The sequence below is a fragment of the Citrobacter sp. CK189 genome (assembly GCF_030333505.1).
Classification (GTDB): Bacteria; Pseudomonadota; Gammaproteobacteria; order Enterobacterales; family Enterobacteriaceae; genus Citrobacter_B; species Citrobacter_B koseri.
The window spans coordinates 107,016-127,691 of record NZ_JAOWFV010000032.1; the positions used below are offsets into that span (position 1 = coordinate 107,016).

At 52.0% G+C, this 20,676-nt stretch carries 18 protein-coding genes and 1 tRNA gene; 8 read left to right on the forward strand and 11 right to left on the reverse strand.

Annotated features, from left to right (window positions below; all coding sequences use genetic code 11):
- Nucleotides 1–310: 310 nt before the first annotated feature.
- The 4 genes from OGV83_RS01985 to OGV83_RS02000 form a co-directional block, all read right to left on the reverse strand.
- Nucleotides 311–3,457, reverse strand: a complete 3,147-nt coding sequence (locus tag OGV83_RS01985; RefSeq protein ID WP_058668732.1) for a CusA/CzcA family heavy metal efflux RND transporter — start codon at nucleotides 3,455–3,457, stop codon at nucleotides 311–313.
- Nucleotides 3,458–3,468: 11 nt separating this feature from the next.
- Nucleotides 3,469–4,740, reverse strand: coding sequence for an efflux RND transporter periplasmic adaptor subunit (locus OGV83_RS01990; protein ID WP_058668731.1), 1,272 nt, complete (start codon nucleotides 4,738–4,740; stop codon nucleotides 3,469–3,471).
- 98 nt (nucleotides 4,741–4,838) lie between these two features.
- Complete coding sequence (gene cusF / locus OGV83_RS01995; RefSeq protein WP_058669153.1) at nucleotides 4,839–5,186, reverse strand: cation efflux system protein CusF; 348 nt, start codon at nucleotides 5,184–5,186, stop codon at nucleotides 4,839–4,841.
- 31 nt (nucleotides 5,187–5,217) lie between these two features.
- A complete protein-coding gene (locus OGV83_RS02000) occupies nucleotides 5,218–6,600 on the reverse strand; it encodes an efflux transporter outer membrane subunit (protein WP_286463082.1) in 1,383 nt (460 codons plus the stop codon).
- Between the two features lie 194 nt (nucleotides 6,601–6,794).
- Here OGV83_RS02000 and cusR point away from each other — a divergent pair, with 194 nt between their 5' ends.
- Nucleotides 6,795–7,478: a copper response regulator transcription factor CusR gene (gene cusR, locus OGV83_RS02005; protein WP_024130574.1), complete on the forward strand. Its 684-nt coding sequence runs from the start codon at nucleotides 6,795–6,797 to the stop codon at nucleotides 7,476–7,478.
- Nucleotides 7,468–8,919: a Cu(+)/Ag(+) sensor histidine kinase gene (locus tag OGV83_RS02010; RefSeq protein WP_012133444.1), complete on the forward strand. Its 1,452-nt coding sequence runs from the start codon at nucleotides 7,468–7,470 to the stop codon at nucleotides 8,917–8,919. Before cusR ends, OGV83_RS02010 begins: the two co-directional genes overlap by 11 nt.
- A 57-nt stretch (nucleotides 8,920–8,976) precedes the next feature.
- Here the strand turns inward: OGV83_RS02010 and OGV83_RS02015 are convergent.
- Nucleotides 8,977–9,053: transfer RNA gene (locus OGV83_RS02015), tRNA-Arg, on the reverse strand.
- Between the two features lie 257 nt (nucleotides 9,054–9,310).
- On the opposite strand from OGV83_RS02015, the gene fimW reads away from it, so the two are divergent.
- The 4 genes from fimW (at nucleotide 9,311) to fimZ (ending at nucleotide 12,783) form a co-directional block, all read left to right on the forward strand.
- Nucleotides 9,311–9,904 carry a fimbria biosynthesis transcriptional regulator FimW gene (fimW, locus tag OGV83_RS02020; protein WP_047458307.1) on the forward strand — a complete coding sequence of 198 codons (594 nt, stop codon included), beginning with the start codon at nucleotides 9,311–9,313 and terminating at the stop codon, nucleotides 9,902–9,904.
- 178 nt (nucleotides 9,905–10,082) lie between these two features.
- The gene (locus tag OGV83_RS02025) at nucleotides 10,083–10,808 is read left to right on the forward strand and encodes an EAL domain-containing protein (protein ID WP_227657319.1); all 726 of its coding nucleotides are present in this window, start codon (nucleotides 10,083–10,085) and stop codon (nucleotides 10,806–10,808) included.
- 19 nt (nucleotides 10,809–10,827) lie between these two features.
- Nucleotides 10,828–11,550: a fimbria biosynthesis regulator FimY gene (gene fimY, locus OGV83_RS02030; protein ID WP_049011841.1), complete on the forward strand. Its 723-nt coding sequence runs from the start codon at nucleotides 10,828–10,830 to the stop codon at nucleotides 11,548–11,550.
- Between the two features lie 600 nt (nucleotides 11,551–12,150).
- A complete protein-coding gene (fimZ, locus tag OGV83_RS02035) occupies nucleotides 12,151–12,783 on the forward strand; it encodes a fimbria biosynthesis transcriptional regulator FimZ (protein WP_012133449.1) in 633 nt (210 codons plus the stop codon).
- 55 nt (nucleotides 12,784–12,838) lie between these two features.
- On the opposite strand, the gene sfmF is transcribed toward fimZ, so the two are convergent.
- From sfmF to fimA, 6 genes are all read right to left on the reverse strand, one after another.
- Nucleotides 12,839–13,351 (reverse strand): fimbria assembly protein, encoded by a 513-nt coding sequence (gene sfmF, locus OGV83_RS02040; RefSeq protein WP_134769656.1) that lies wholly within the window; start codon nucleotides 13,349–13,351, stop codon nucleotides 12,839–12,841.
- A gap of 15 nt (nucleotides 13,352–13,366) precedes the next feature.
- The gene (fimH, locus tag OGV83_RS02045; protein ID WP_049011840.1) at nucleotides 13,367–14,374 is read right to left on the reverse strand and encodes a type 1 fimbria D-mannose specific adhesin FimH; all 1,008 of its coding nucleotides are present in this window, start codon (nucleotides 14,372–14,374) and stop codon (nucleotides 13,367–13,369) included.
- A gap of 13 nt (nucleotides 14,375–14,387) precedes the next feature.
- On the reverse strand, nucleotides 14,388–17,000 hold the full coding sequence (locus tag OGV83_RS02050; protein ID WP_058668727.1) for a fimbrial biogenesis usher protein: 2,613 nt from the start codon (nucleotides 16,998–17,000) through the stop codon (nucleotides 14,388–14,390).
- Between the two features lie 31 nt (nucleotides 17,001–17,031).
- Entirely contained in the window at nucleotides 17,032–17,724 is a 693-nt protein-coding gene (gene fimC / locus OGV83_RS02055) for a type 1 fimbria chaperone FimC (RefSeq protein WP_104869160.1), read from the reverse strand.
- A gap of 44 nt (nucleotides 17,725–17,768) precedes the next feature.
- Entirely contained in the window at nucleotides 17,769–18,302 is a 534-nt protein-coding gene (fimI, locus tag OGV83_RS02060) for a type 1 fimbrial protein subunit FimI (protein WP_286459593.1), read from the reverse strand.
- A 75-nt stretch (nucleotides 18,303–18,377) separates the two neighbouring features.
- A complete protein-coding gene (fimA, locus tag OGV83_RS02065) occupies nucleotides 18,378–18,929 on the reverse strand; it encodes a type 1 fimbrial major subunit FimA (protein WP_024130577.1) in 552 nt (183 codons plus the stop codon).
- Nucleotides 18,930–19,505: 576 nt separating this feature from the next.
- Between fimA and folD the strand changes: the two genes are divergently transcribed.
- Nucleotides 19,506–20,372 (forward strand): bifunctional methylenetetrahydrofolate dehydrogenase/methenyltetrahydrofolate cyclohydrolase FolD, encoded by an 867-nt coding sequence (folD, locus tag OGV83_RS02070; RefSeq protein ID WP_012133456.1) that lies wholly within the window; start codon nucleotides 19,506–19,508, stop codon nucleotides 20,370–20,372.
- A 1-nt stretch (nucleotide 20,373) separates the two neighbouring features.
- Nucleotides 20,374–20,586, forward strand: a complete 213-nt coding sequence (ybcJ, locus tag OGV83_RS02075) for a ribosome-associated protein YbcJ (protein WP_286463085.1) — start codon at nucleotides 20,374–20,376, stop codon at nucleotides 20,584–20,586.
- The last annotated feature ends 90 nt before the right edge of the window (nucleotides 20,587–20,676 follow it).

Here is a 20,676-nt window from a genome sequence, read left to right on the forward strand (position 1 = left end):
TGTCGGATTTTTTCATTATGCGTGGAATTTACACTGCGGCATCGTCTTTAATATTGAAGAAGATCTGGAGAACAAAAATGTAACGTCAGGAGGGAAAAAATAATAATGAACCTGAGCAGAAACACTTAAAATAAATTAACCTGTTAAGGCTTACTTTCTTTGCGGCGATAAAGACAAAATATTCACCACGCAACAGTAATAACTTGATTTTAAAAGATAAACATAATTCACCGTTCAATACGCTATGGCATCTCATCCGGCCCATGAAGCGTACTCCACGGGCCGGACGACTGGCGCAGCAGGTATAACGTTATGAGCGCTTATGTTGATGCGTGCGCAACCACATCAGTTTATACGCCGCCGGAATGATAAATAGCGACAGCAGCGGCGCGGTGATCATACCGCCAATCATCGGCGCGGCAATACGGCTCATCACTTCTGAACCCGCCCCGGTTCCCCATAAAATAGGTAACAGACCGGCGATAATCACCGCCACGGTCATGGCCTTTGGCCGCACGCGAAGAACCGCACCGTGGTACAGCGCCTCATCAAGTTTCTCTACCGTAAAGGTTTGTGGATTATCCAGAGACGGCTCCGCTTCAATCGCATGACGCAAGTACATCAGCATGACCACGCCAAACTCTGCGGCGACGCCTGCCAGCGCGATGAATCCTGTTCCGGTGGCAACGGACAAATGAAAGCCCATCCAGTACAGGAACCAGATCCCGCCGACCAGGGCGAAAGGAACGCTGGTAATGATCAGCAGCGCTTCCCCCACCCGACGAAACGCCAGATACAGCAGAACGAAAATAATCATCAGCGTCATCGGCACCATCAGCTTCAGCTTATGGCTGGCGCGTTCAAGCAGCTCAAACTGCCCGGAAAACGCCACGCTGGTTCCCGGTTTCAACTGCACCTTTTCCGCGATCGCTTTTTTCAGGTCGTTAACTACCGACACCATGTCACGATCGCGCGCATCAATATAGATCCAGCTTGCAGGCCGGGCATTTTCGGTTTTCAACATCGACGGCCCTGCCGCAATCTTCACGTCCGCCACATCCGCCAGGGTAATTTGCTGCTGCATTGGCGTCAGAATCGGCAGTTGACGTAAGGTTTCCGGGCTGTCGCGATAGCGCTGCGGGTAGCGCAGATTAATGGGATAACGCGCAATCCCTTCCACGGTTTCGCTTACCATCGCCCCACCGACTGCGGAGGTAATAAACAGTTGTACATCACCGACGGTCATCCCGTAACGGGCGGCTTTTTCACGATGAATGTCGATATTGAGGTAACGGCCTCCTTCCAGCCGTTCCGCCAGCGCCGATGCAACGCCCGGTACGGTTCTGGCAACCTCTTCGATCTGCTCCGCCGTGGCATCAATATCAGCCAGCACGGTGCCGGACACTTTAATACCGATCGGGCTTTTTATTCCGGTAGACAACATGTCGATTCGGTTACGGATTGGCGGCACCCACAGATTCGCCAGCCCCGGTAAGCGCACCGTTTTATCCAGTTCTTCGATGATTTTGTCCATCGTCATTCCCGGTCGCCACTGATCCTGCGGTTTCAGTTGGATCGTCGTTTCCACCATCTCCAGCGGCGCAGAGTCGGTGGCCGTTTCCGCCTTGCCGGTTTTGCCGAACACGCGCGCCACTTCCGGCACCGTCATGATCAGCTTATCGGTTTTTTGCAGCATATCCGCCGCCTGCGCCGCCGAAATCCCCGGTAGCGTGGAAGGCATATACAGCAGATCGCCCTCGTTAATTTGCGGTAAGAACTCCCCGCCCACTTTATTAAGCGGCCAGATGACCGTCAGGATCGAAAGTACCGCCACCAGCAGCGTGGTCTTCGGCCAGTGCAGCACTTTCAACAGCAGCGGGTGATAAATGCGGATCAAAAAGCGGTTAAGCGGATTACTGCTCTCTGCCGGGATCTTGCCGCGAATCCAGTAGCCCATCAGGATCGGGATCACCACGATCGCCAGGAAGGCCGCCCCTGCCATCGCATAGGTTTTAGTGAATGCCAGCGGGCCGAACAGGCGTCCTTCCTGCCCTTCGAGGGTAAAAATCGGGATGAACGACAGGGTAATAATCAGCAGACTGATAAACAGCGCCGGGCCCACTTCCACCGAGGCGTTCGTGATAACCTTCCAGCGCGTTTCGTTATCCAGCGGGTCGCCGGGATGCTGGTGCGCCCACTCCTCCAGCCGCTTATGCGCGTTTTCGATCATCACAATCGCGGCATCCACCATTGCCCCTACCGCAATGGCGATCCCGCCGAGCGACATTATATTGGCGTTCAGCCCCTGAAAATGCATCACGATAAAGGCAATACAGAGGCCCAGCGGCAACGAAATGATCGCCACCAGCGCAGAGCGGACATGCCACAGGAACAGCGCGCAGACCAGCGCAACCACAATAAACTCTTCGAGCAATTTGTAGCTGAGGTTATCAATAGCGCGGTCAATCAGCTGGCTGCGATCGTAGGTTGTCACGACGTCAACGCCTTCCGGCAGGCTGCTTTTCAGCGTTTCCAGCTTCGTCTTCACGGCGGAAATAACGTCCCGGGCGTTTTTACCGGAACGCAGGATCACCACCCCGCCCGCCACTTCGCCTTCGCCGTTCAGCTCAGCAATGCCCCGGCGCATTTCCGGGCCAATCTGTACGCGGGCGACATCGCGAAGGTACACCGGAACGCCGTTCTCACCGGATTTCAGCACAATGTTGTTGAAGTCATCGAGGGTCTGCAAATAGCCGCTGGCTCGCACCATGTATTCCGCTTCTGACAGTTCGACGGAGGAGCCCCCCGCCTCCTGGTTGGACATGTCCAGAGCCGACTTCACCTGCGCAAGGCTGATGCCATACTGCGTGAGTTTCATCGGGTCGATAACGACCTGGTACTCTTTCACCACGCCGCCGACCGAGGCCACTTCCGCCACATTCGGAATGGTTTTCAGCTCATACTTTAAAAACCAGTCCTGTAAAGAGCGCAGTTCCGCCAGATCGTGTTTACCGCTGCGATCCACCAGCGCATATTCAAATATCCAGCCGACGCCGGTGGCGTCTGGCCCCATTTCCGCGCTGACGCCCGCAGGCAGTTTCCCCTGCACCTGATTGAGGTACTCCAGCACGCGGGAACGCGCCCAGTAGGGATCGGTGCCATCTTCAAAAATGACGTACACGTAAGAATCGCCAAACTGCGAGAAACCGCGCACCGTCTTCGCGCCTGGCACTGACAGCATGGTGGTCGTCAATGGATAGGTCACCTGATTTTCAACAATCTGCGGCGCCTGTCCCGGATAGCTGGTTTTCACAATCACCTGCACGTCAGACAGGTCAGGCAGCGCATCAACCGGCGTGTTAATGATGGTCCAGGTTCCCCAGATGCTGAGGAACAGCGCCCCCATCACAACCAGAAAACGGTTCGCTACGGAGCGGCGGATAATCCATTCAATCATTTGTCATTCCCTCAATGTGAATGGGTCGCATGATCGGGCGCAGCAGATTGCGCCCGCATACGATCCAGCGCGCCGGAGATATTGGCTTCGGAGTCAATCAGGAACAGTCCGCTGGAGACCACTTTTTCACCTTCGGTAAGCCCGCCGCGAATCGCCGTCACGCCTTGTGATTCATGGAACACCGAGACCTGTTTCGGCACAAAGCGACCGTCGTTGTCGACAGCGATCACCCGCTGTTCCGTTCCGTTATCAATCAATGCCTTAGACGGGATTAGCAGCATCGGTTCGCTTTGCGTTTTCAGCTTCAGGTACGCATTCATTCCGGGCTTGAGCGCTTCATCCGGGTTATCAACCTGTAAGCGCAACTGGAGGGTTCGGGTGGTGGCGTCCACGCTTGGCAGAATCGCCCATTTACTGATGGTGAAGCGTTTATCCGGCCACGCGGGCACGGTAATATCGAACTGCGAGGCATCTTTAATCAGCCATGCGATGGATTCAGGAACGGCCGCGCTGATCCACACCGGGTCCATCCCCTGGATTTTCGCCACCACGTTATCTTTGGCGATATTCATCCCGGCGCGCAGATCGAACGCGGTGATCACCCCATCAATAGGCGCTTTCAGGGTAAAGCGGGTTTGAATTTTACGGGTCGAGACTAAGCGGCGGATATCCTCTTCCGGCATCCCGGCCAGACGCAGTCGTTCAAGAATGCCTTCCACCTGCGTTGCCGTACCGCCCGTTTCCCGCAGCAGTAAATATTCACTCTGGGCTTCAACCCAGTCAGGAATGGTCAGGTCGATCAGCGGCGTTCCTTTCTTAATTTTATCCCCCACCGTCAGCGGCCAGACTTTATCGATAAAGCCTGCGGAACGCGCCTGCACAATCACAAACTGGTATTCATTGAAACTGACGTTAGCCGGAAAAGTTTGCGCGTAGCGCAGCGGCCCACGGCGGACAGCCTCCGTCTTTAACCCTAAATTCTGCGTCTGTACCGGATCGATACGCACGCCTGGCGCAGAGGTCGTGTCTGACTCTTCGTCAGCGTATTTCGCCACCAGATCCATATCCATAAACGGCGATTTACCGGGCTTATCAAAGCGCGTATTCGGATACATGGGGTCATACCAGAACAGAACCTTACGGGCCTCCTTTTCGGAGGCAGGCGCAGTATCGACAGGCTGATGCGCAGACGCAAAATAAGCGTAAACGCCGACCGAGATAATCCCTCCGACGATCATACTGCCGAGAATAAGCGCGGTAGTTTTTATTTTTAAAGACGCCATAGTGACTTCCATTCGATCCATTTTCTGGATCAGTTACGCGGGAGATATGCCCGCGCTTCTGTAAACCCGGGCAAGAACAAAGAGACAGCGAATACGCTTTACTGGCTGACCTGAATATCGCGTAATAAAGAGAGATTGCCCTGCTGAACGAAAGTAAACGCCACTTTGTCGCCGGGTTTAATGTCACCGGAACGGGTTTCCGGGGTCAGGGTAAAGCGCATCGTCATCGCAGGCCAGTTGACCGCCGGAATAGGTTCATGATCGATAGTCACTTTTTTCGTGTCTTTGTCGATGGCTTTAACCACGCCGGTTGAATGAATCACCTGCTCCGGCTGCGCCGCTGACGCGTTATTCATCATCTCGCCGTGGTGATGTTCATTCGCCTGAACGCTAAATACCACGGCGGAGAACAGACCCAAAATCGCCGCTTTTACTGTATTGTTCATCATGCTTTCTCCTGAAAATAACGATAAATTTTTATTCCACCCAACCGCCGCCCAGCGCGGTGAACAGCGTAATTTCATTAGCCTGTCGGGCGTAATTCAGATCGAGTAACGTTTGCTGGGTTGAAAACAGAGAGCGCTCCGCATCCAGCACTTCGATATAGCTGACCGCGCCATGCTGATAGAGCGCTCTGGCGCGTTGCAGCGTAATACGCAGCGAGCTCAGATAACGCTGTTGCGCGGTTATCTGGTCGGTCAGGCTCTGGCGCAAAGCCAGCGCATCCGCCACCTCTTTAAACGCGGTCTGGATCTTCTGTTCATAATTCACAACCGATTGCTGCTGGCGAATTTCCGCCAGATCGAGGTTGGCCTGATTACGTCCGGCGTTAAAAATCGGCAGTTCCACTTTCGGGATAAAATTCCACATCCCGCTCGCGGCATTAAATAAACGGGAGAGATCGCTGCTGCTGCCGGACACCCCGCTGGTCAGGGTAATGGAGGGAAAAAAGGCCGCGCGCGCCGCGCCAATATTGGCATTCGCCGCCATCAACGAATGTTCAGCTTCCATAATATCCGGGCGCTGCAACAAGATTTGCGAGGAAAGCGACGGCGGGAGCGTCACGTTTTTAATATCTCCGCTATCGCGCGCCCTGTCATCCGGCAGCACAGAATAAGTGCCCAACAGCAATTGCAGCGCATTATTGGCCTGCGCCAGCTCGCCCTGTCGTTTCGCAATATCGCTGCGGGTGCTTTCAATCACGCCCCGCGCCTGTTCCAGCGCCAGCACGGTCGTGCTGCCGGTCAGCAACTGCTTTTCTACAAATGCGTAAGAGCGTGTATAGTTTTCCAGCGTTTCTTGTGCGATTTGCAACTGCGCGTACGCCAGCCGTTGATTAAAATAACTTTGCGCCACGTTTGAGATTAATAAGATATGCACTGCCCGGCGCGCTTCTTCGCTGGCAAAATAGTTCTGTCGGTCAGCCTCACTCATGTTTTTCAGCCGGCCAAAAAAGTCCAGATCAAAACTCAGATTCAGCCCGGCTTCATATTCGCGGGTACTGCTGCTGTCACCCTTTAATTTTCCTTCCCAGCTTCCGCTGGCATCGGAATTAAGCTGCGGATAACGATCGGCATCCGTCACCCGGTATTGCGCTCTGGCTTCCTGCACTTTCAGCGTCGCCATGCGCAAGTCACGGTTATTGCGTAACGCCTCGCCGATCAGCAACTTTACTTGCTCATCAACAAAAAAGGTTCGCCAGCCGGTCTCCTGATACCCCGCAGGCGCAGAAACCAGCGCATTCTGGCTCAGGGAGAATTGTTGCGGCACCGGCAACGCGGGCCGCTGATAGTCCGGCGCCAGCGAACAGCCCGTCAGAACAAGCATCACGCTGAGGGTAAGAAGCTTAAATTTGCGCATAGCGTTTCTCGTCCCAACGGGACTGATAACCATATAGTGAATGTGAATTTATGCCCTGTACCTTAACGAAGTGACTCTGTTCGGCCCGTGACAGGAAAATGACAAAGTTGTCATTTTCCCAATAACCGATTGCTATCCGATCCTGCTCCTCTAGAATTGAAAACCCGCCCAACCTTTGCGTGAAGGAAGACGTGATGAAGATTCTGATAGTCGAAGACGAGAAAAAAACCGGTGAATACCTGACCAAAGGTCTGACGGAAGCGGGCTTCGTGGTGGACCTGGCGGATAACGGGCTTAACGGGTATCACCTGGCGATGACGGGAGATTACGATCTGCTGATCCTCGACATCATGCTGCCGGATGTGAATGGCTGGGATATTGTCCGTATGCTGCGCACCGCCAACAAAGGCATGCCAATCCTTCTTCTTACCGCGCTGGGCACCATTGAACACCGGGTAAAAGGTCTGGAGCTGGGGGCTGACGACTATCTGGTTAAACCGTTCGCTTTCGCTGAATTACTGGCTCGCGTCAGAACGCTGCTGCGGCGCGGCGCGGCGGTGATGGTCGAAAGTCAGTTTCAGGTCGCGGATTTGACGCTCGATCTGGTCAGCAGAAAAGTGACCCGCAACGGCATGCGCATCACGCTCACCAGTAAAGAGTTTACGCTACTGGAGTTTTTCGTTCGCCACCAGGGTGAAGTCTTGCCCCGCTCGCTGATCGCTTCCCAGGTCTGGGATATGAACTTTGACAGCGATACCAACGCGATTGACGTTGCCGTTAAACGGCTGCGCGCGAAAATCGATAACGAGTTCGAACCGAAACTCATCCAGACCGTGCGCGGCGTGGGCTATGTGCTTGAGGTACCGGATGGTGACTAAACGCTTTCAGCGCCCTTTCTCGCTGGCGACGCGCCTGACATTTTTCATCAGCCTCGCCACCATTGCCTCTTTTTTTGCGTTTGCCTGGATCATGATTCACTCCGTGAAAGTGCATTTTGCCGAGCAGGATATCAATGACCTGAAAGAGATCAGCGCGACGCTGGAGCGAATCCTCACACATCCCGACGAACCGGAAGCGCGTCGGCTGGAAATCCTAAAAAACGTTGCCGCCGGTTACTCGAACGTCATTATTTCGCTGGAAGATGCCAACCAGCGGGCGATTTTTCACTCTCCCGGTTCACCTGATCTTCGCCAGTTTATCGCCAAAGCCACGCCGGATAGCAGCGCGCGTAACGGCGATGTCTTTTTGTTGTCCAGCCCGGACTTACAAAGCAAGAGGCACGCTAACGGGCACGGTACCCATTCCGCATGGCGCATGATTCGCCTGCCGGTCGGGCAACTCGCGGACGGGCAACCGGCCTACACGCTCTATATGGCGTTATCGATCGACTTCCATCTTCACTATATTAACGATCTGAAAAATAAGCTGATTATGACGGCTTCGCTGATTAGCATGATGATCATTTTTATTGTGCTGTTCGCCGTCTACAAAGGCCATGAACCGATTCGCAGCGTCAGCCGCCGGATTCAAAATATTACGTCGAAAGACCTCGATGTGCGTCTTGACCCGCAGGCCGTTCCGATTGAGCTGGAGCGGCTGGTGCTCTCGTTTAACCATATGCTTGAACGCATTGAGGATGTTTTTACCCGCCAGTCGAATTTCTCTGCGGATATCGCCCATGAAATTCGCACCCCGATTACGAATCTGGTGACGCAAACAGAGATTGCGCTAAGCCAGACCCGCAGCCAGAAAGAGCTGGAAGACGTACTCTACTCCAACCTCGAAGAGTTTGGCCGTATGTCGAAGATGGTAAGCGACATGCTGTTTCTGGCTCAGGCCGACAATAACCAGCTCATCCCGGAGAAAAAGGCGCTCGACCTGGCGGATGAAGTCCACAAGGTGTTCGACTTTTTTGAAGCCTGGGCGGAAGAACGCGAAGTGCGTTTGCATTTTGAAGGACGCGCGTGTTGGGTATCCGGCGATCCCATCATGTTACGCAGAGCGCTCAGCAACTTGCTGTCTAACGCCATGCGCTACACCCCGAAAGGCGAAGCCGTTACCGTGCGGCTCAAAGAAATGGACAGACAGGCGCAGATTACCGTTGAAAACCCCGGCGCCCCCATTGCGCCAGAACATTTACCGCGCCTGTTTGACCGCTTCTACCGGGTTGACCCTTCCCGACAGCGTAAGGGCGAAGGCAGCGGAATTGGGCTGGCGATTGTCAAATCAATCGTCATCGCCCATCAGGGAACCGTGTCCGTAACGTCCGATCTGCGCGCAACGCGCTTTATTCTGACATTGCCGAAACATGGCGATTGAAATGCAGTGATAACGACGCAGCGAAATGGAGTCTGACAGAAAGGCGAGAATAAAGACTGGCGCGCCCTGCAGGATTCGAACCTGCGACCCACGGCTTAGAAGGCCGTTGCTCTATCCAACTGAGCTAAGGGCGCACTGTGTGAAGCGATGGCTTCATGCGGATGAAACGCGTGAATTATACGGTGAGCGCCTGCTGAGTCAATGGCTTTTGTTCTGGTTGCTGAGGAAGTGTACGAATATCTTTTTTTCTGGCGCTACGCAAGTATCCAGGAAATCACCTGGTAAGAACTCGGCCTGCATAAAGTGGCATTTTAAGGATAAATGTATTTAGAAAATTAATGCGTTTACTTACTATTTCCTCCCCACTTCCCAGCTGTTCAGGATATTTTTTATGCTGAGTGTCGCCATAAAAGAACAAAATAGCCATTTCGAACACGGTCTTAAAATCATCATGACTCGTCTGACTCATCAGTGGCATCAGAAAATTCAATTTCTACCTGCTGATGATATAGACAAAGCGGATATCGCATTTTTATCGCTGGATGAAGACTGGTTTAGTGCCGGATGTTATCAGATACCGGTACATACCCGGCACCAGCAGAGAGTCATTATTTGTAATGAATACGATAAAGACAAACTTATGTTCAGGCCGTGTCTCTATATGCTGCCGCATATTTACCGGGAGGACGATGTTGATGAGATAACCAAAAAGATGGTGCTTATCCTGCATAAACGGGCACTTCGCCGCAGCGTTCCCCCTTCTGTTTGCCATTACTGTACGACTCGCCATTTCTCCATTCTGGAACGCCAGTTTTTAAAGATGGTCGCCCGCGGGCACCGGTTAAGCGAAATTGCCGTACTCCTTTCGTTGAGCGAAGAACAAACCAAATCAATTCGCCGTAGCATCATGAAGAAACTGCACGTAAAAAATGAACAGCAGTTCTTAAATTACATCAGAGTTAACCTGGGTTTTCTGCAAGAATAGACATATTCTCAATTTTCCATCCATCATGTTGAGAAATATCTCACAGATGATTAAGTAACGTCATCTACAGCGATTTTTCGCATACTGCCACAATGACACTTATCATATTTCCTGATTGCACAACCGTCAGGAACCGAAAATATTCGGCGGCATTCTTTATGCCTACAGGAGTGTTTTTGTGGCAACTCGCCCGGTATTACAGGGAAATATTCTTGACTCTGCAACATTGCGCACTCAAAAGGAACGTCCTTTTTGTTGGGAATATCCTTTAAAGCTTGAACCGATAGTTCATTTATCTTCTGCCCGTACCTTTGGCTATGAAGTTCTGACTCAGGTTCCTTTTCATGTCAATACTGAGCATTTTTTTCACCACCTCTCGCCAGAAAAAATAGTGGCGAATTTTTATCAGCAAGTCGCCACTATTACGCATTATCCCAAAGGCGTACATTATTTTCTTAATTTACCGCTGAAGGTATTTTTACACCTGGATTTTTTTAATTCAGGAGTAACCCCCTACCCGTCCAATCTGATCCTTGAAATCCAGGACCCAGAAACGTTTTTTTCACTTAATAGCCGCCAGCGTTCCCAACTCTATGAAAAAATAAAACAGGTTGAGTCTATCGGAATTCCCGTCTGGCTGGATGATGTCGATGAAAATTTGATCAAAGAAGTGGCTGCCGCCCGCTGGCGTTTTAGTGGTCTGAAACTGGATAAAAATGCGTTCTGGGATCTAATTCTGCATCCTCAGAAACTGCGCCAGGTGATTTTTATGGGGTATAACATTGCAGATGTCATACTCATTGAAGGTATTGAAAATCATGCGCAAAAAGAAATTGCTTTTCATTCTGGCGCCCAATTAGGCCAGGGATACTTATGGCCCGCGCTTTTGCAAAACAAAGAGTAGAAAAACGGAAAGGGAAAGGATGCGCAGCGCACTTCGCAAAGAAAGACATCGCCGTTTAAGAAATACTGATTGCACTCACCACTACCATCACCTTGAACCACAGGTATTTGATCGTCTGGAATATCTGACCCAACGTCTCAATTATGCCCTACCGGACAATACAATCTCTCAGGTTATTATCACGACGGATAACTATCTCGGATATACACTGAATCGCTATTTATTTTCTGGAAAACGCACGGCGGTGTTCAGCTCTCTGGAATCACCCTCACGCAGGCTGGAAGAGACGGGCATCAGACAATTGATTGTTGATATGGCTGGACTGGCGGTCTCCTGCTACGAAACGCTTGAGCGGTTACGCCTGCTTATCCGAGAGCGAAGCGATATCCAGGTTTACTTACTGGTGCCGGATAAGGATGTTAGTCTGACGCGTTTTATGCAAAAAGCCGGTAAGTTTTATATTCTGCAACGTCGCCAGAATCTCTCATCATTACGTAACGCCTTATTATCTCCCCCCTCCGTTAAAAATACTGATGGCACCTTTAGCCATACTGACTGGAAGATCATTTCCGCGTTATCTCAGGGTATGTCTTTAAAGGAAATCGCGCTTTTACTCAATACGCCTTATCACCGGGTGATCTATCGACTCAATCAACTTATTACTCAGTTGGATTTGCCGCATCGACACAGTTTGCTGTATCTGATACACCGCCTTAGCGTCACTTCTCTTCACTTAATTTAACACGCTAACCTCTTAAGCTATAAGATTTTTTAAGAAATTACTTATTTTAACGCCTGACTAAATGTAAATTTTTTACATAAAATTAATATTTACAACTATTCCTGGTATCATAGGAAAATCCCTCTTTCTCTATAATCCTTCAATTGACGGGCTCTCACGGCCTCATCGTTGAAAATTCGCCCAAAAATCACATAACAGAAACTAAACAATTGGTTTTTTGTGTTGTTTTTATATTTAAAAAAATACTTTTAGCCACAAAACATTGATTCAACAGAGAATAAAACCAAACGCTATTAAACAGTCTAAAACATGCAGAACATCCTAACAGCCAGCACCGATTTGTGTACCGTAAGCCTTTTCCGAAAAAATAGACCAGGTATAATCTCCCTATTCTTAGTTAATCAGAATTTTCTTTTTTGTTGGTGCGAAATGGATATTCCCCACGCTTATTGCTCTTACGCAAAATAGTCAGTTAACAAGGATGGTATTACCTTCACTACTTCCCAGGTTCGTGAGGTATATTCTGGCTATTTGATAATTAATAGTGTCTGACGCTTATCCGCAAACGGAAGACGCGCAAACAGTCTGAGGCATACAACAATGAAACCTGCATCCGTTATCATTATGGACGAACACCCTATTGTCAGAATGTCGATAGAAGTGCTTCTCGAAAAGAATAGTAATATCCAGGTTGTCCTGAAAACCGATGACAATCGTACCGCGGTAGATTATCTGCGCACATATCCTGTGGATCTGGTCATCCTGGATATAGAGCTGCCGGGTACAGATGGATTTACACTGCTTAAACGAATCAAATCAATACAAGAAAATACCAAAATTCTTTTCTTGTCGTCTAAATCTGAATCTTTTTATGCCGGGAGAGCTATCCGGGCAGGCGCAAACGGATTTGTCAGTAAAAGAAAGGATCTCAATGATATTTATAACGCAGTGAAAATGATCTTATCAGGATATTCTTTTTTTCCTTCAGAGACGCTAAATTTTATCAGTAATACCAGTTCACGAAAAGGTGAGCACAATGATATGCCGCTCTCAAACAGGGAGGTTACGGTACTGCGCTATCTCGCCAACGGTTTATCGAATAAAGAAATCGCAGAGCAGCTCTTGCTGAGTAACAAAACCATCAGCGCGCATAAAGCGAACATATTTTCGAAACTCGGCCTGCATACCATTGTTGAGCTTATTGATTACGCGAAGGTACACGACTTGCTGTGATCGTGGCTGACTCCCGACGAGAGATCGTTCGGGAGTACGTTATCGGGATCGGACTTCAGTTGTAATTGATCATAAAAGTCGCATCCGCCTTTGCGACTCCTGGCTGAACGCCATCGGCCAACGCAATGTAATTCGCATAAAACGTCAGCGTAGCATTACCGTTTTCATCAACGCTTACCGCCTGGCTGGCTTGCTCAAGCGGTAATCTGCTGCGATCGCTGTCGCGGATCTCAATGGCCACTTTTTGCGCCATGACCGCATCATCCAGCGCCAGCAGCGACGTCCCCGCCGCTGGCGTTCCTGAAAAGGTCATCGACGCCGCGCCCGGCGGGCAGCCCTCAAGTTTGATGCTGAAAGGCACGGGCTGGGTGGTATCGCCGCTGGTTTTCAACTGCTTCGTGGGCCAGGTGCCCAGCTCGACCGTTTTGTTACTGTCACCGGTCACTGCGGTGCAGGTGAAGTCCACAACATTACCGCGCAGTTCAATATTAATCTCGCCCAGAGCGGTGTCAGCCCGGCAAAGCGAGCTCAGCAACACGCTGCAAAAAATAGCCAGCAAAAGTCTCATGGCTGTGCGCTCCCCTTAGTCGTAATCCACACGCAGATACCCACGAGCGGTAAAAGGCCCTTCCGTCGGTTTACTCCCCGTGATGCTTACCGGCCATGCGCGGATCCCTACGCTGGCGGCGGCGCTGTCATCCAGACGGAATGGAATTTTGCTGGCCAGATTGTTAGGCGTCAGCGGCACGCCGCCGCTGTCGGAAACGATAAAGCCCAGGTCGGGATTATCAGAGACCATCGCCTGCCCGGAGATTTTCTCCGCCTCCAGACGCATCGACAAATAGGCCTGCGCCGCGACGTTCGTACATTTTATGGCGACCGTTTTTGTCTGCGGTGTCACCCCTTCCGGGCGATTTCCCGCCCCGGCTTTGCTGAACAGCGCGGCGCCGATATCGCCAAAATCAAATTCCACAACCTGCCCGGCATTCACTTCACAGCTTTGCGGAACCTCGACTTTACCGCTGTAGCTGATGGTATAAACCGGCGTGCTCAGGGCATCGCCGGTGCTGGTGGTGACATACACCGAGAACATGGTCTGGCGGGGAATCGGCACCATGTTGATAAAAGGCCGTATCACTTTGAGTTTAAAGATCAGCTTAGAGTCCATCACGCCGAAGGGCTTTTGTTTCGGTACATTGGGGTGCGTCCCCATGCGAATATAATTACGGGGCGGATAAAATAATCCGGCATAGCTGTCGGTGATGCTCATCGCCCCCAGCAGGTAGTCATTGAGCTTGAGATACTGGAATCCCCCTTCCGTACTTTGCACGGGAAGTTCGGTCACATAGCTTCGAAAGGTATAATCCACATTCGTACCAGCAGGACACGTCGCCTGTACGCCAACCCAGCCCGATTTCTCCGGCAGCGTCACCACCTGTCCTACCTGATTATTGCTGCTGGTAAAAACATTCGACAGATCGTAAAACACATCGGTCGGCGTACCGTTCGAGTTATGGCAGACCGTCGCCCATGCCGGATTCGCCAGCAATAATGCGATGGCGCCCGGCAACAACCCTGATTTCATTTTCATCTTTTCTTACCTTTCATGACGACGGACGTTTACAGGTTGCATTAAGCAGCGTCACCGCCTGCTTCAGGCTCTCTTCAGGCAGGGAATAATGCGCCACGCAGCGGGCGTTCGCTCCCTCTCCCCACTGAATCAGCAGTTCCCCTTTCAGCGGCAGTCCGCTCAGATAAATTTGCCCGTCATCGCCCGCCATACTGGTGACGCCGCTGGCGGTTTCGCGCACAATTGAGCCAAACGGCACCGGGCGATCGCCCTGTTTTGCGGTGACAATTGCGCGCACGCCGATTCGCGTGTCAAAGGCAGCGCGTACCAGCGCCCCTTGCGTCGGCACCACGCTGCTGACGTTATTTTCCACATCGGTGTGGTTATCCATTGAGTTGGTATCCAGCGCGACACGGTTATAGCGATATACGGTGGCGTAAGGCATGACCGCATATCCGCGCCAGTCGGTTTGCACCCCGGTCTGGTTTTCTATATGCACCCCTTCGGCGCCTGGCGCTTTAATCAGGACGTTGGTATCGCCTAAAGGCTGACTGAGCGTGATGCCGTCCGCATGACCGACCACACCGCCAGACAGCTGCCAGTTGTAGTCATGCTGGTCTCGATCGTAGTTGTACCCCACGCCGAGCGTCCCGTAAGCCGCCTGCCAGTTCGCGCTGGCGCTGCCGCTGTAGCCATTGGTGCTGCTGTGTCCCTGGTTCACGCTGTAGCTCAGGTTACGCCCGTCTAACAATGTCCCGCCGATGCCGGTCTGCCAGCTGTTCTGTCCATTGCTGTTCCGGTTCGCGTTAAAGGTGGCGTAGGTGCGATCCAGGGCATTGTCGCGCGAGTAGCGTCGCCCGGTGAGCACGCTGAACGGAACCGACATGTTGAATGCCAGAATGCGATCGGTGCCGGAAATCCCTACGGATTCATTCCACGACCAGGAAAGGGAGTAGCTGATCCCTTGCCAGCCGCTGGCATATCCCAGTTGATACCAGGTATTGGCATCCGACGTGTTCCAGTATGTTTGCTGACTGCCGGAGATATACAGCGAGCCGTAATCCCCCAGATTCTGTGAAATGTTGACCTGGAATCGGCCTTTTTTGCTGTAGTTCAGGTTGTGATAGCTCTGCACTACCGGCACTTTATGACGCTTACCTTCGCTGTCATATTCATACTCGTACCCTTCCATACTGCGATACGCCACATCGTCAAGCGTGTAGAATCCGCGCGTGGAATAGCGATAGCCCAGTAACTGGAAGTTAGTGCCGTAGTTGTTCAACGACTTGGCGTACAGGAAACGCAGCGACTGCCCCTGGTGGGTGCTGTCATCCGCCAGTTGGCTGCGGGCGTGGGTGACGTCTACCGAAACCGCGCCCCAGTCGCCCAGGTTCCGTCCGGCCCCCAGCACCACCGAGCTGTAGCGCGAAGCCAGTTGCGTGCCGCCATAAGCGGTATACCCTTCAGGCAGACCGGCGATCAGCGTTCCCTGGAAGAAGAATGGCGAAGATTGCTGGCTATTGCCGCTGCGGAAATCCCCCGCCACCAGGTCGAACTTCATACGTCCTTCGCGCTGCAACAGCGGAACGGTGGAGTACGGCACCGTATAGCGCTGCTGACTGCCGTCTTTCTCATCAACCGTCACGTCCAGGTCGCCGCTTGAAGACGTTGGGTTGAGGTCGGTGATCGCGAAAGCGCCCGGTGAGACATAGCTCTGATAGATCACATAGCCGTTCTGGCGGATAGTCAGTTTTGCGGCGGTACGGGCGATCCCACGCACGGTCGGCGCATAGCCTTGCAGGCTATCAGGGTACATATTGTCAGACGAGTAGAGCCGCGCCCCGCGAAAGCCCACGCTGTCAAACACGTCGTTGCCGGTGTTGCTGTCCCCCATCACCAGTTCGCTTTTCAACGGGATGATGGCGCGTTGTACCCAGGTGCCGATGTTTTTCCAGCTTTGCGAGTGGTATCCGTCGCCTTTGGAATAGCTCCACGCGCCGTTGTTACGCAACCGCCACGGGCCATAGTTCAGGCCGCTCATCAGGCTTAAAAAATAGCTGTCGCTGTTCGTCCCGCGACTGCCGGTGAAACTGTAGTTGATAAGCGCGGCGGGAATCCCCTCATCCCACTCTTCCGGCGGGATATACCCGCGCGCGCTGTTCAGCATTGACGCCTGCGGAAGACTGATATTTAAACGCATTGAGGAAAAATCAAAAGCGATTTCAGCGCCGGGAATCGCCTCTGGCAAATTGATGCAGGTCTCCTCCTGACTTTGCCCAAGCACAGGAAAGGCGGTGGTATTTACCCCCAGCCTTTTGATCCACGCCAGATCAAAACAGGGCATTAATCCGCCTGATTTTTCACCGGTTTTCGTCGACGAGGTTTCAAAGCGAATATCCTGGGTCGCGACGAACTCATCGTTGCGCCAGATATCCACCCGATAGATGCCCGGGGGCTGGTGATTGCCTTTCTCAAAACGTGACAAATCTGCCACGGACGCAGCATCTGCCGACAAAAAAGCCGGGTTAAAGTAACTTTCGCCATGACTTATCGCCGGATAGAGCGCCGCCAGTATGGACAACGCCACCCCCGTCAGATGTGGCGTATACCCCGGCAGTGAACCGGGAAGATACGTTATCTTCTTCATCGTTTTCTCAGTGTGGCTTCACACGTTCCGATCAGCGCAAGCTAACCGTTTTCGCCGGTGTCAGCGCACCGTAATCATTTACCGTCTGGAACGTCACACTTCCCTGCGCGCCTGCCGGAAGCAGAATCTGGGTATTGTTCTTCGGCGCGACCATGACGTTATCAACCTTCTGACTTCCCACTTTGAGATTGACCAGCGTGAGATAGTAAGCAGACGGATTGGTGATTTTCAGGTGGTTCCCGGAACGGGAGAATTGCAGCATTCCTGGCGCGTCTTCCTGCACCTGCGGCAGATTGGCAGGGCGAACAAACAGCTTAATGCGCGACAGGATCGCCAGTTGCAGGACGTTTTTGCCTTCAAGGCTGTTTTTATCCACCGACGGTATCGCTTTCACGTTCATCCAGAACAAAGACTCCCGATCGGCAGGCAGGGGTTGTCCGGCATAAATAATACGCAGCGTGTTTTCACTTTTGGGTTCGCTGACAAACAGCGGCGGTGTAACAACGAACGATTTTTCTTTGACGCCGGCGCTGTTCTCAATCCATGAATTAACCAGATAACGCTCTTTCGATGCGCTGTTGCTAATTGCCAGCGAGGTCTGTTTGGCGTCCGCCGGATAAATAACGCGGGTGGCGCCTAATGCAATTCCCCCGGCCGCCTGCGCACTCATTGAAGTAAATAAGGCAATAAAAATAATAAGGCCTGATTTTATATAATTAAGCATGGCAAAAAATACCTTTTGCGTTTTATCAACGCCCGGAAAACAAATCAGGGGTAAACCAGCGTAAACCACACATCTGAATGAATACTTCCCGGCGTCATATTTTCCGAGATTGCCCGATAGCGAGCCGTGAAATGAAATGTCATTTCTTGCGTTAAAATAGGGGCATAATGAAGCGGCAAGGAATTGGGTATGATTTGCCGTTGTTCTTCATCAAATAATGCCAGACCAATACCGGAGGTCGCCGCCGTGTCGCTGCGCGCCAGGAATACCTGCGGATCTTCTGCGGGAGTCACACCGGAAAAAGCGATCCCAACATGGCTATAAACCTCTGAACTACAATCGGTTAATCGCAGCGAGAAAGGAATACTGGTCGGGGCGAAACTCCCGGTGCCAGAAAAGACATTGGTGCGGTATTGCCCCATCTGTACACGGAGATCCTGGCTTTCGGAATTCACCGCGCAGGCACCGTTTACCAGCTGGCCTCGCAGGTGAAGATTACCGCTCTCCAGTATCACCGTATGCGCGAATGCGGGCATCGCGCAAATCAGCCCCACCAGCGCCACGCCTTTGCTAATCATCTGCTGTATCACTTATCGTCCCCGGATAGCGCCTCATCCATTGAGGCTTGCCACATCCCTGAATCCCTGGTGGGTTTATTCGTACTTCATGATGAAGGTTGCGTCGGCGTTAGCCTGACCCGGCGTGGTGTCCGCAGCAGTCGCTTTATAACGCGCGGTGAAACGCAGCGTGTTGCTACCTTCTACCAGCGCCTGAGCCGTAGAGAAGGTCGCGCCGTCTGGCTTCAGCGGAGAAGAGGTGTTATCAAGAATTTCGATCCCTACACCGCCTGCCGTGGTGCCATTGTCACCAGACACGACTGCCAGCAGGCTGTCGTTTGTACCGTCAGCCTGACCAGAGAACGCAACGGCAGCGGTCGCTGCTACGCTCGGATCGCAGTCATTCAGTACAATGGTGAACGGAATCTGTGCGCTGGTATCGCCAACAGCGGTAAAGCTGGCGGTACGATACTGGCCCAGGGTCACGGTCTGATCGGCAGATTTCGTGCTAACGGCACACGCTGCATTGACCAGCTCACCTTCAAAGTGAACCGTACCGCCGCTAACGCTTACCGGATCGGCATGAGCCGCACCAGCAGCAAACATCAGGCCAGCAATAACGGAAGAGGTCATTAATTTAAGTTTCATGGATTTCCCTTGAATTACGCACATTCGGCTCCAGTTTCCTGCGGGAACCGTTTGAATCACTATCGACATAATAATGTCAGGCTAATTATCTCTGCATCCTGTAAAGATATATATCGAAAGAGAATTAGCTAACCTTTTTACCCCAACTCTCCTGAGCATTAGATTCACTAATTAATCTTTACGAATATGACAATTCGTCACAGGGATAAATTAAACATTTCAATAAGTGAAAAATACCTTCAATCTCTTTAATTAGCCCAGGTAAATTCTTATTGGGATATAGGACAGGTCTAAGCCTTTTTTATATAAAAGTGTTCAATATCACACTTAACGCCACGTTTTTCGCGGCATTCCCCCTAATTTTAGCAGGGTGATGAATTGTTTCTTTTAGGTTAATTTTGATTAGGTTGCTCATTAATTGCCCACAGGATTTTGCCCCTCGCCGCAGCCCGTATCGCAGCGGTCACTGCACCGATCACACGTAAAGACGCAAACGATAACTGACAGCGCGCCCCGCTTCTGACAAAATAGCCACATCCCCTTCGACTTAATGTAACAGACGGAATCCTCTCTCTGATGGCAGCAAAGATTATTGACGGTAAAACGATTGCGCAGCAGGTGCGCTCTGAGGTTGCTCAAAAAGTTCAGGCGCGTGTCGCGGCCGGACTTCGCGCCCCAGGGTTGGCCGTTGTATTGGTAGGCAGCAACCCGGCTTCGCAGATTTATGTGGCGAGTAAGCGTAAAGCCTGTGAAGAGGTGGGATTCGTCTCCCGCTCCTATGACCTGCCCGAAACCACCAGCGAAGCAGAACTGCTGGAGCTGATTGATACGCTTAACGCCGACAACACTATCGACGGTATTCTGGTGCAGTTGCCGTTACCGGCGGGCATCGATAACGTCAAAGTGCTGGAACGCATTGCGCCGGACAAAGACGTAGACGGTTTCCATCCCTACAATGTAGGCCGTCTGTGCCAGCGCGCGCCGCGTCTGCGCCCCTGTACGCCGCGCGGCATCGTCACGCTGCTGGAGCGTTACAACATCGATACCTTCGGACTGAATGCCGTCGTCATCGGCGCCTCGAATATCGTCGGTCGCCCGATGAGCATGGAACTGCTGCTGGCAGGCTGCACAACGACCGTGACTCACCGCTTCACCAAAGATCTGCGTCGCCATGTTGAACACGCCGATCTGCTGATTGTCGCCGTCGGCAAACCCGGATTTATTCCCGGCGAGTGGATTAAAGAAGGCGCCATCGTGATTGATGTCGGAATCAACCGACTGGAAAATGGTAAAGTGGTCGGCGATGTGGTCTTTGAAGACGCTGCCGCGCGCGCATCCTATATCACCCCGGTGCCGGGCGGCGTCGGTCCGATGACGGTCGCAACACTTATCGAAAACACGCTACAGGCGTGCGTTGAATATCACGATCCACAAGGTAAATAACATGGCAACATTCTCTTTAGGCAAGCACCCGCACGTTGAGTTGTGCGACCTGCTCAAACTGGAAGGCTGGAGCGAAAGCGGTGCCCAGGCGAAAATTGCCATTGCAGAAGGTTTAGTGAAGGTTGATGGCGCGGTTGAAACCCGCAAACGCTGCAAAATTGTTGCCGGGCAAACCATCAGCTTCGCAGGGCAAAGCGTTAACGTCGTCGCCTGATTCAGAGTGCCGGATGGCGACGCTATCGCGTCTTATCCGGCCTACTGGTTATGCCAGTGTAGGCCGGATAAGGCGTTAGCCGCCATTCGG

Bases quoted from the DNA above. Each gene is read 5' to 3' on its own strand.
- OGV83_RS01985 (WP_058668732.1), bottom strand. From the start codon at position 3,457: ATGATTGAATGGATTATCCGCCGCTCCGTAGCGAACCGTTTTCTGGTT.
- OGV83_RS01990 (WP_058668731.1), bottom strand. From the start codon at position 4,740: ATGGCGTCTTTAAAAATAAAAACTACCGCGCTTATTCTCGGCAGTATG.
- cusF (WP_058669153.1), bottom strand. From the start codon at position 5,186: ATGAACAATACAGTAAAAGCGGCGATTTTGGGTCTGTTCTCCGCCGTG.
- OGV83_RS02000 (WP_286463082.1), bottom strand. From the start codon at position 6,600: ATGCGCAAATTTAAGCTTCTTACCCTCAGCGTGATGCTTGTTCTGACG.
- cusR (WP_024130574.1), top strand. From the start codon at position 6,795: ATGAAGATTCTGATAGTCGAAGACGAGAAAAAAACCGGTGAATACCTG.
- OGV83_RS02010 (WP_012133444.1), top strand. From the start codon at position 7,468: ATGGTGACTAAACGCTTTCAGCGCCCTTTCTCGCTGGCGACGCGCCTG.
- fimW (WP_047458307.1), top strand. From the start codon at position 9,311: ATGCTGAGTGTCGCCATAAAAGAACAAAATAGCCATTTCGAACACGGT.
- fimY (WP_049011841.1), top strand. From the start codon at position 10,828: ATGCGCAGCGCACTTCGCAAAGAAAGACATCGCCGTTTAAGAAATACT.
- fimZ (WP_012133449.1), top strand. From the start codon at position 12,151: ATGAAACCTGCATCCGTTATCATTATGGACGAACACCCTATTGTCAGA.
- sfmF (WP_134769656.1), bottom strand. From the start codon at position 13,351: ATGAGACTTTTGCTGGCTATTTTTTGCAGCGTGTTGCTGAGCTCGCTT.
- fimH (WP_049011840.1), bottom strand. From the start codon at position 14,374: ATGAAAATGAAATCAGGGTTGTTGCCGGGCGCCATCGCATTATTGCTG.
- OGV83_RS02050 (WP_058668727.1), bottom strand. From the start codon at position 17,000: ATGAAGAAGATAACGTATCTTCCCGGTTCACTGCCGGGGTATACGCCA.
- fimC (WP_104869160.1), bottom strand. From the start codon at position 17,724: ATGCTTAATTATATAAAATCAGGCCTTATTATTTTTATTGCCTTATTT.
- fimI (WP_286459593.1), bottom strand. From the start codon at position 18,302: ATGATTAGCAAAGGCGTGGCGCTGGTGGGGCTGATTTGCGCGATGCCC.
- fimA (WP_024130577.1), bottom strand. From the start codon at position 18,929: ATGAAACTTAAATTAATGACCTCTTCCGTTATTGCTGGCCTGATGTTT.
- folD (WP_012133456.1), top strand. From the start codon at position 19,506: ATGGCAGCAAAGATTATTGACGGTAAAACGATTGCGCAGCAGGTGCGC.
- ybcJ (WP_286463085.1), top strand. From the start codon at position 20,374: ATGGCAACATTCTCTTTAGGCAAGCACCCGCACGTTGAGTTGTGCGAC.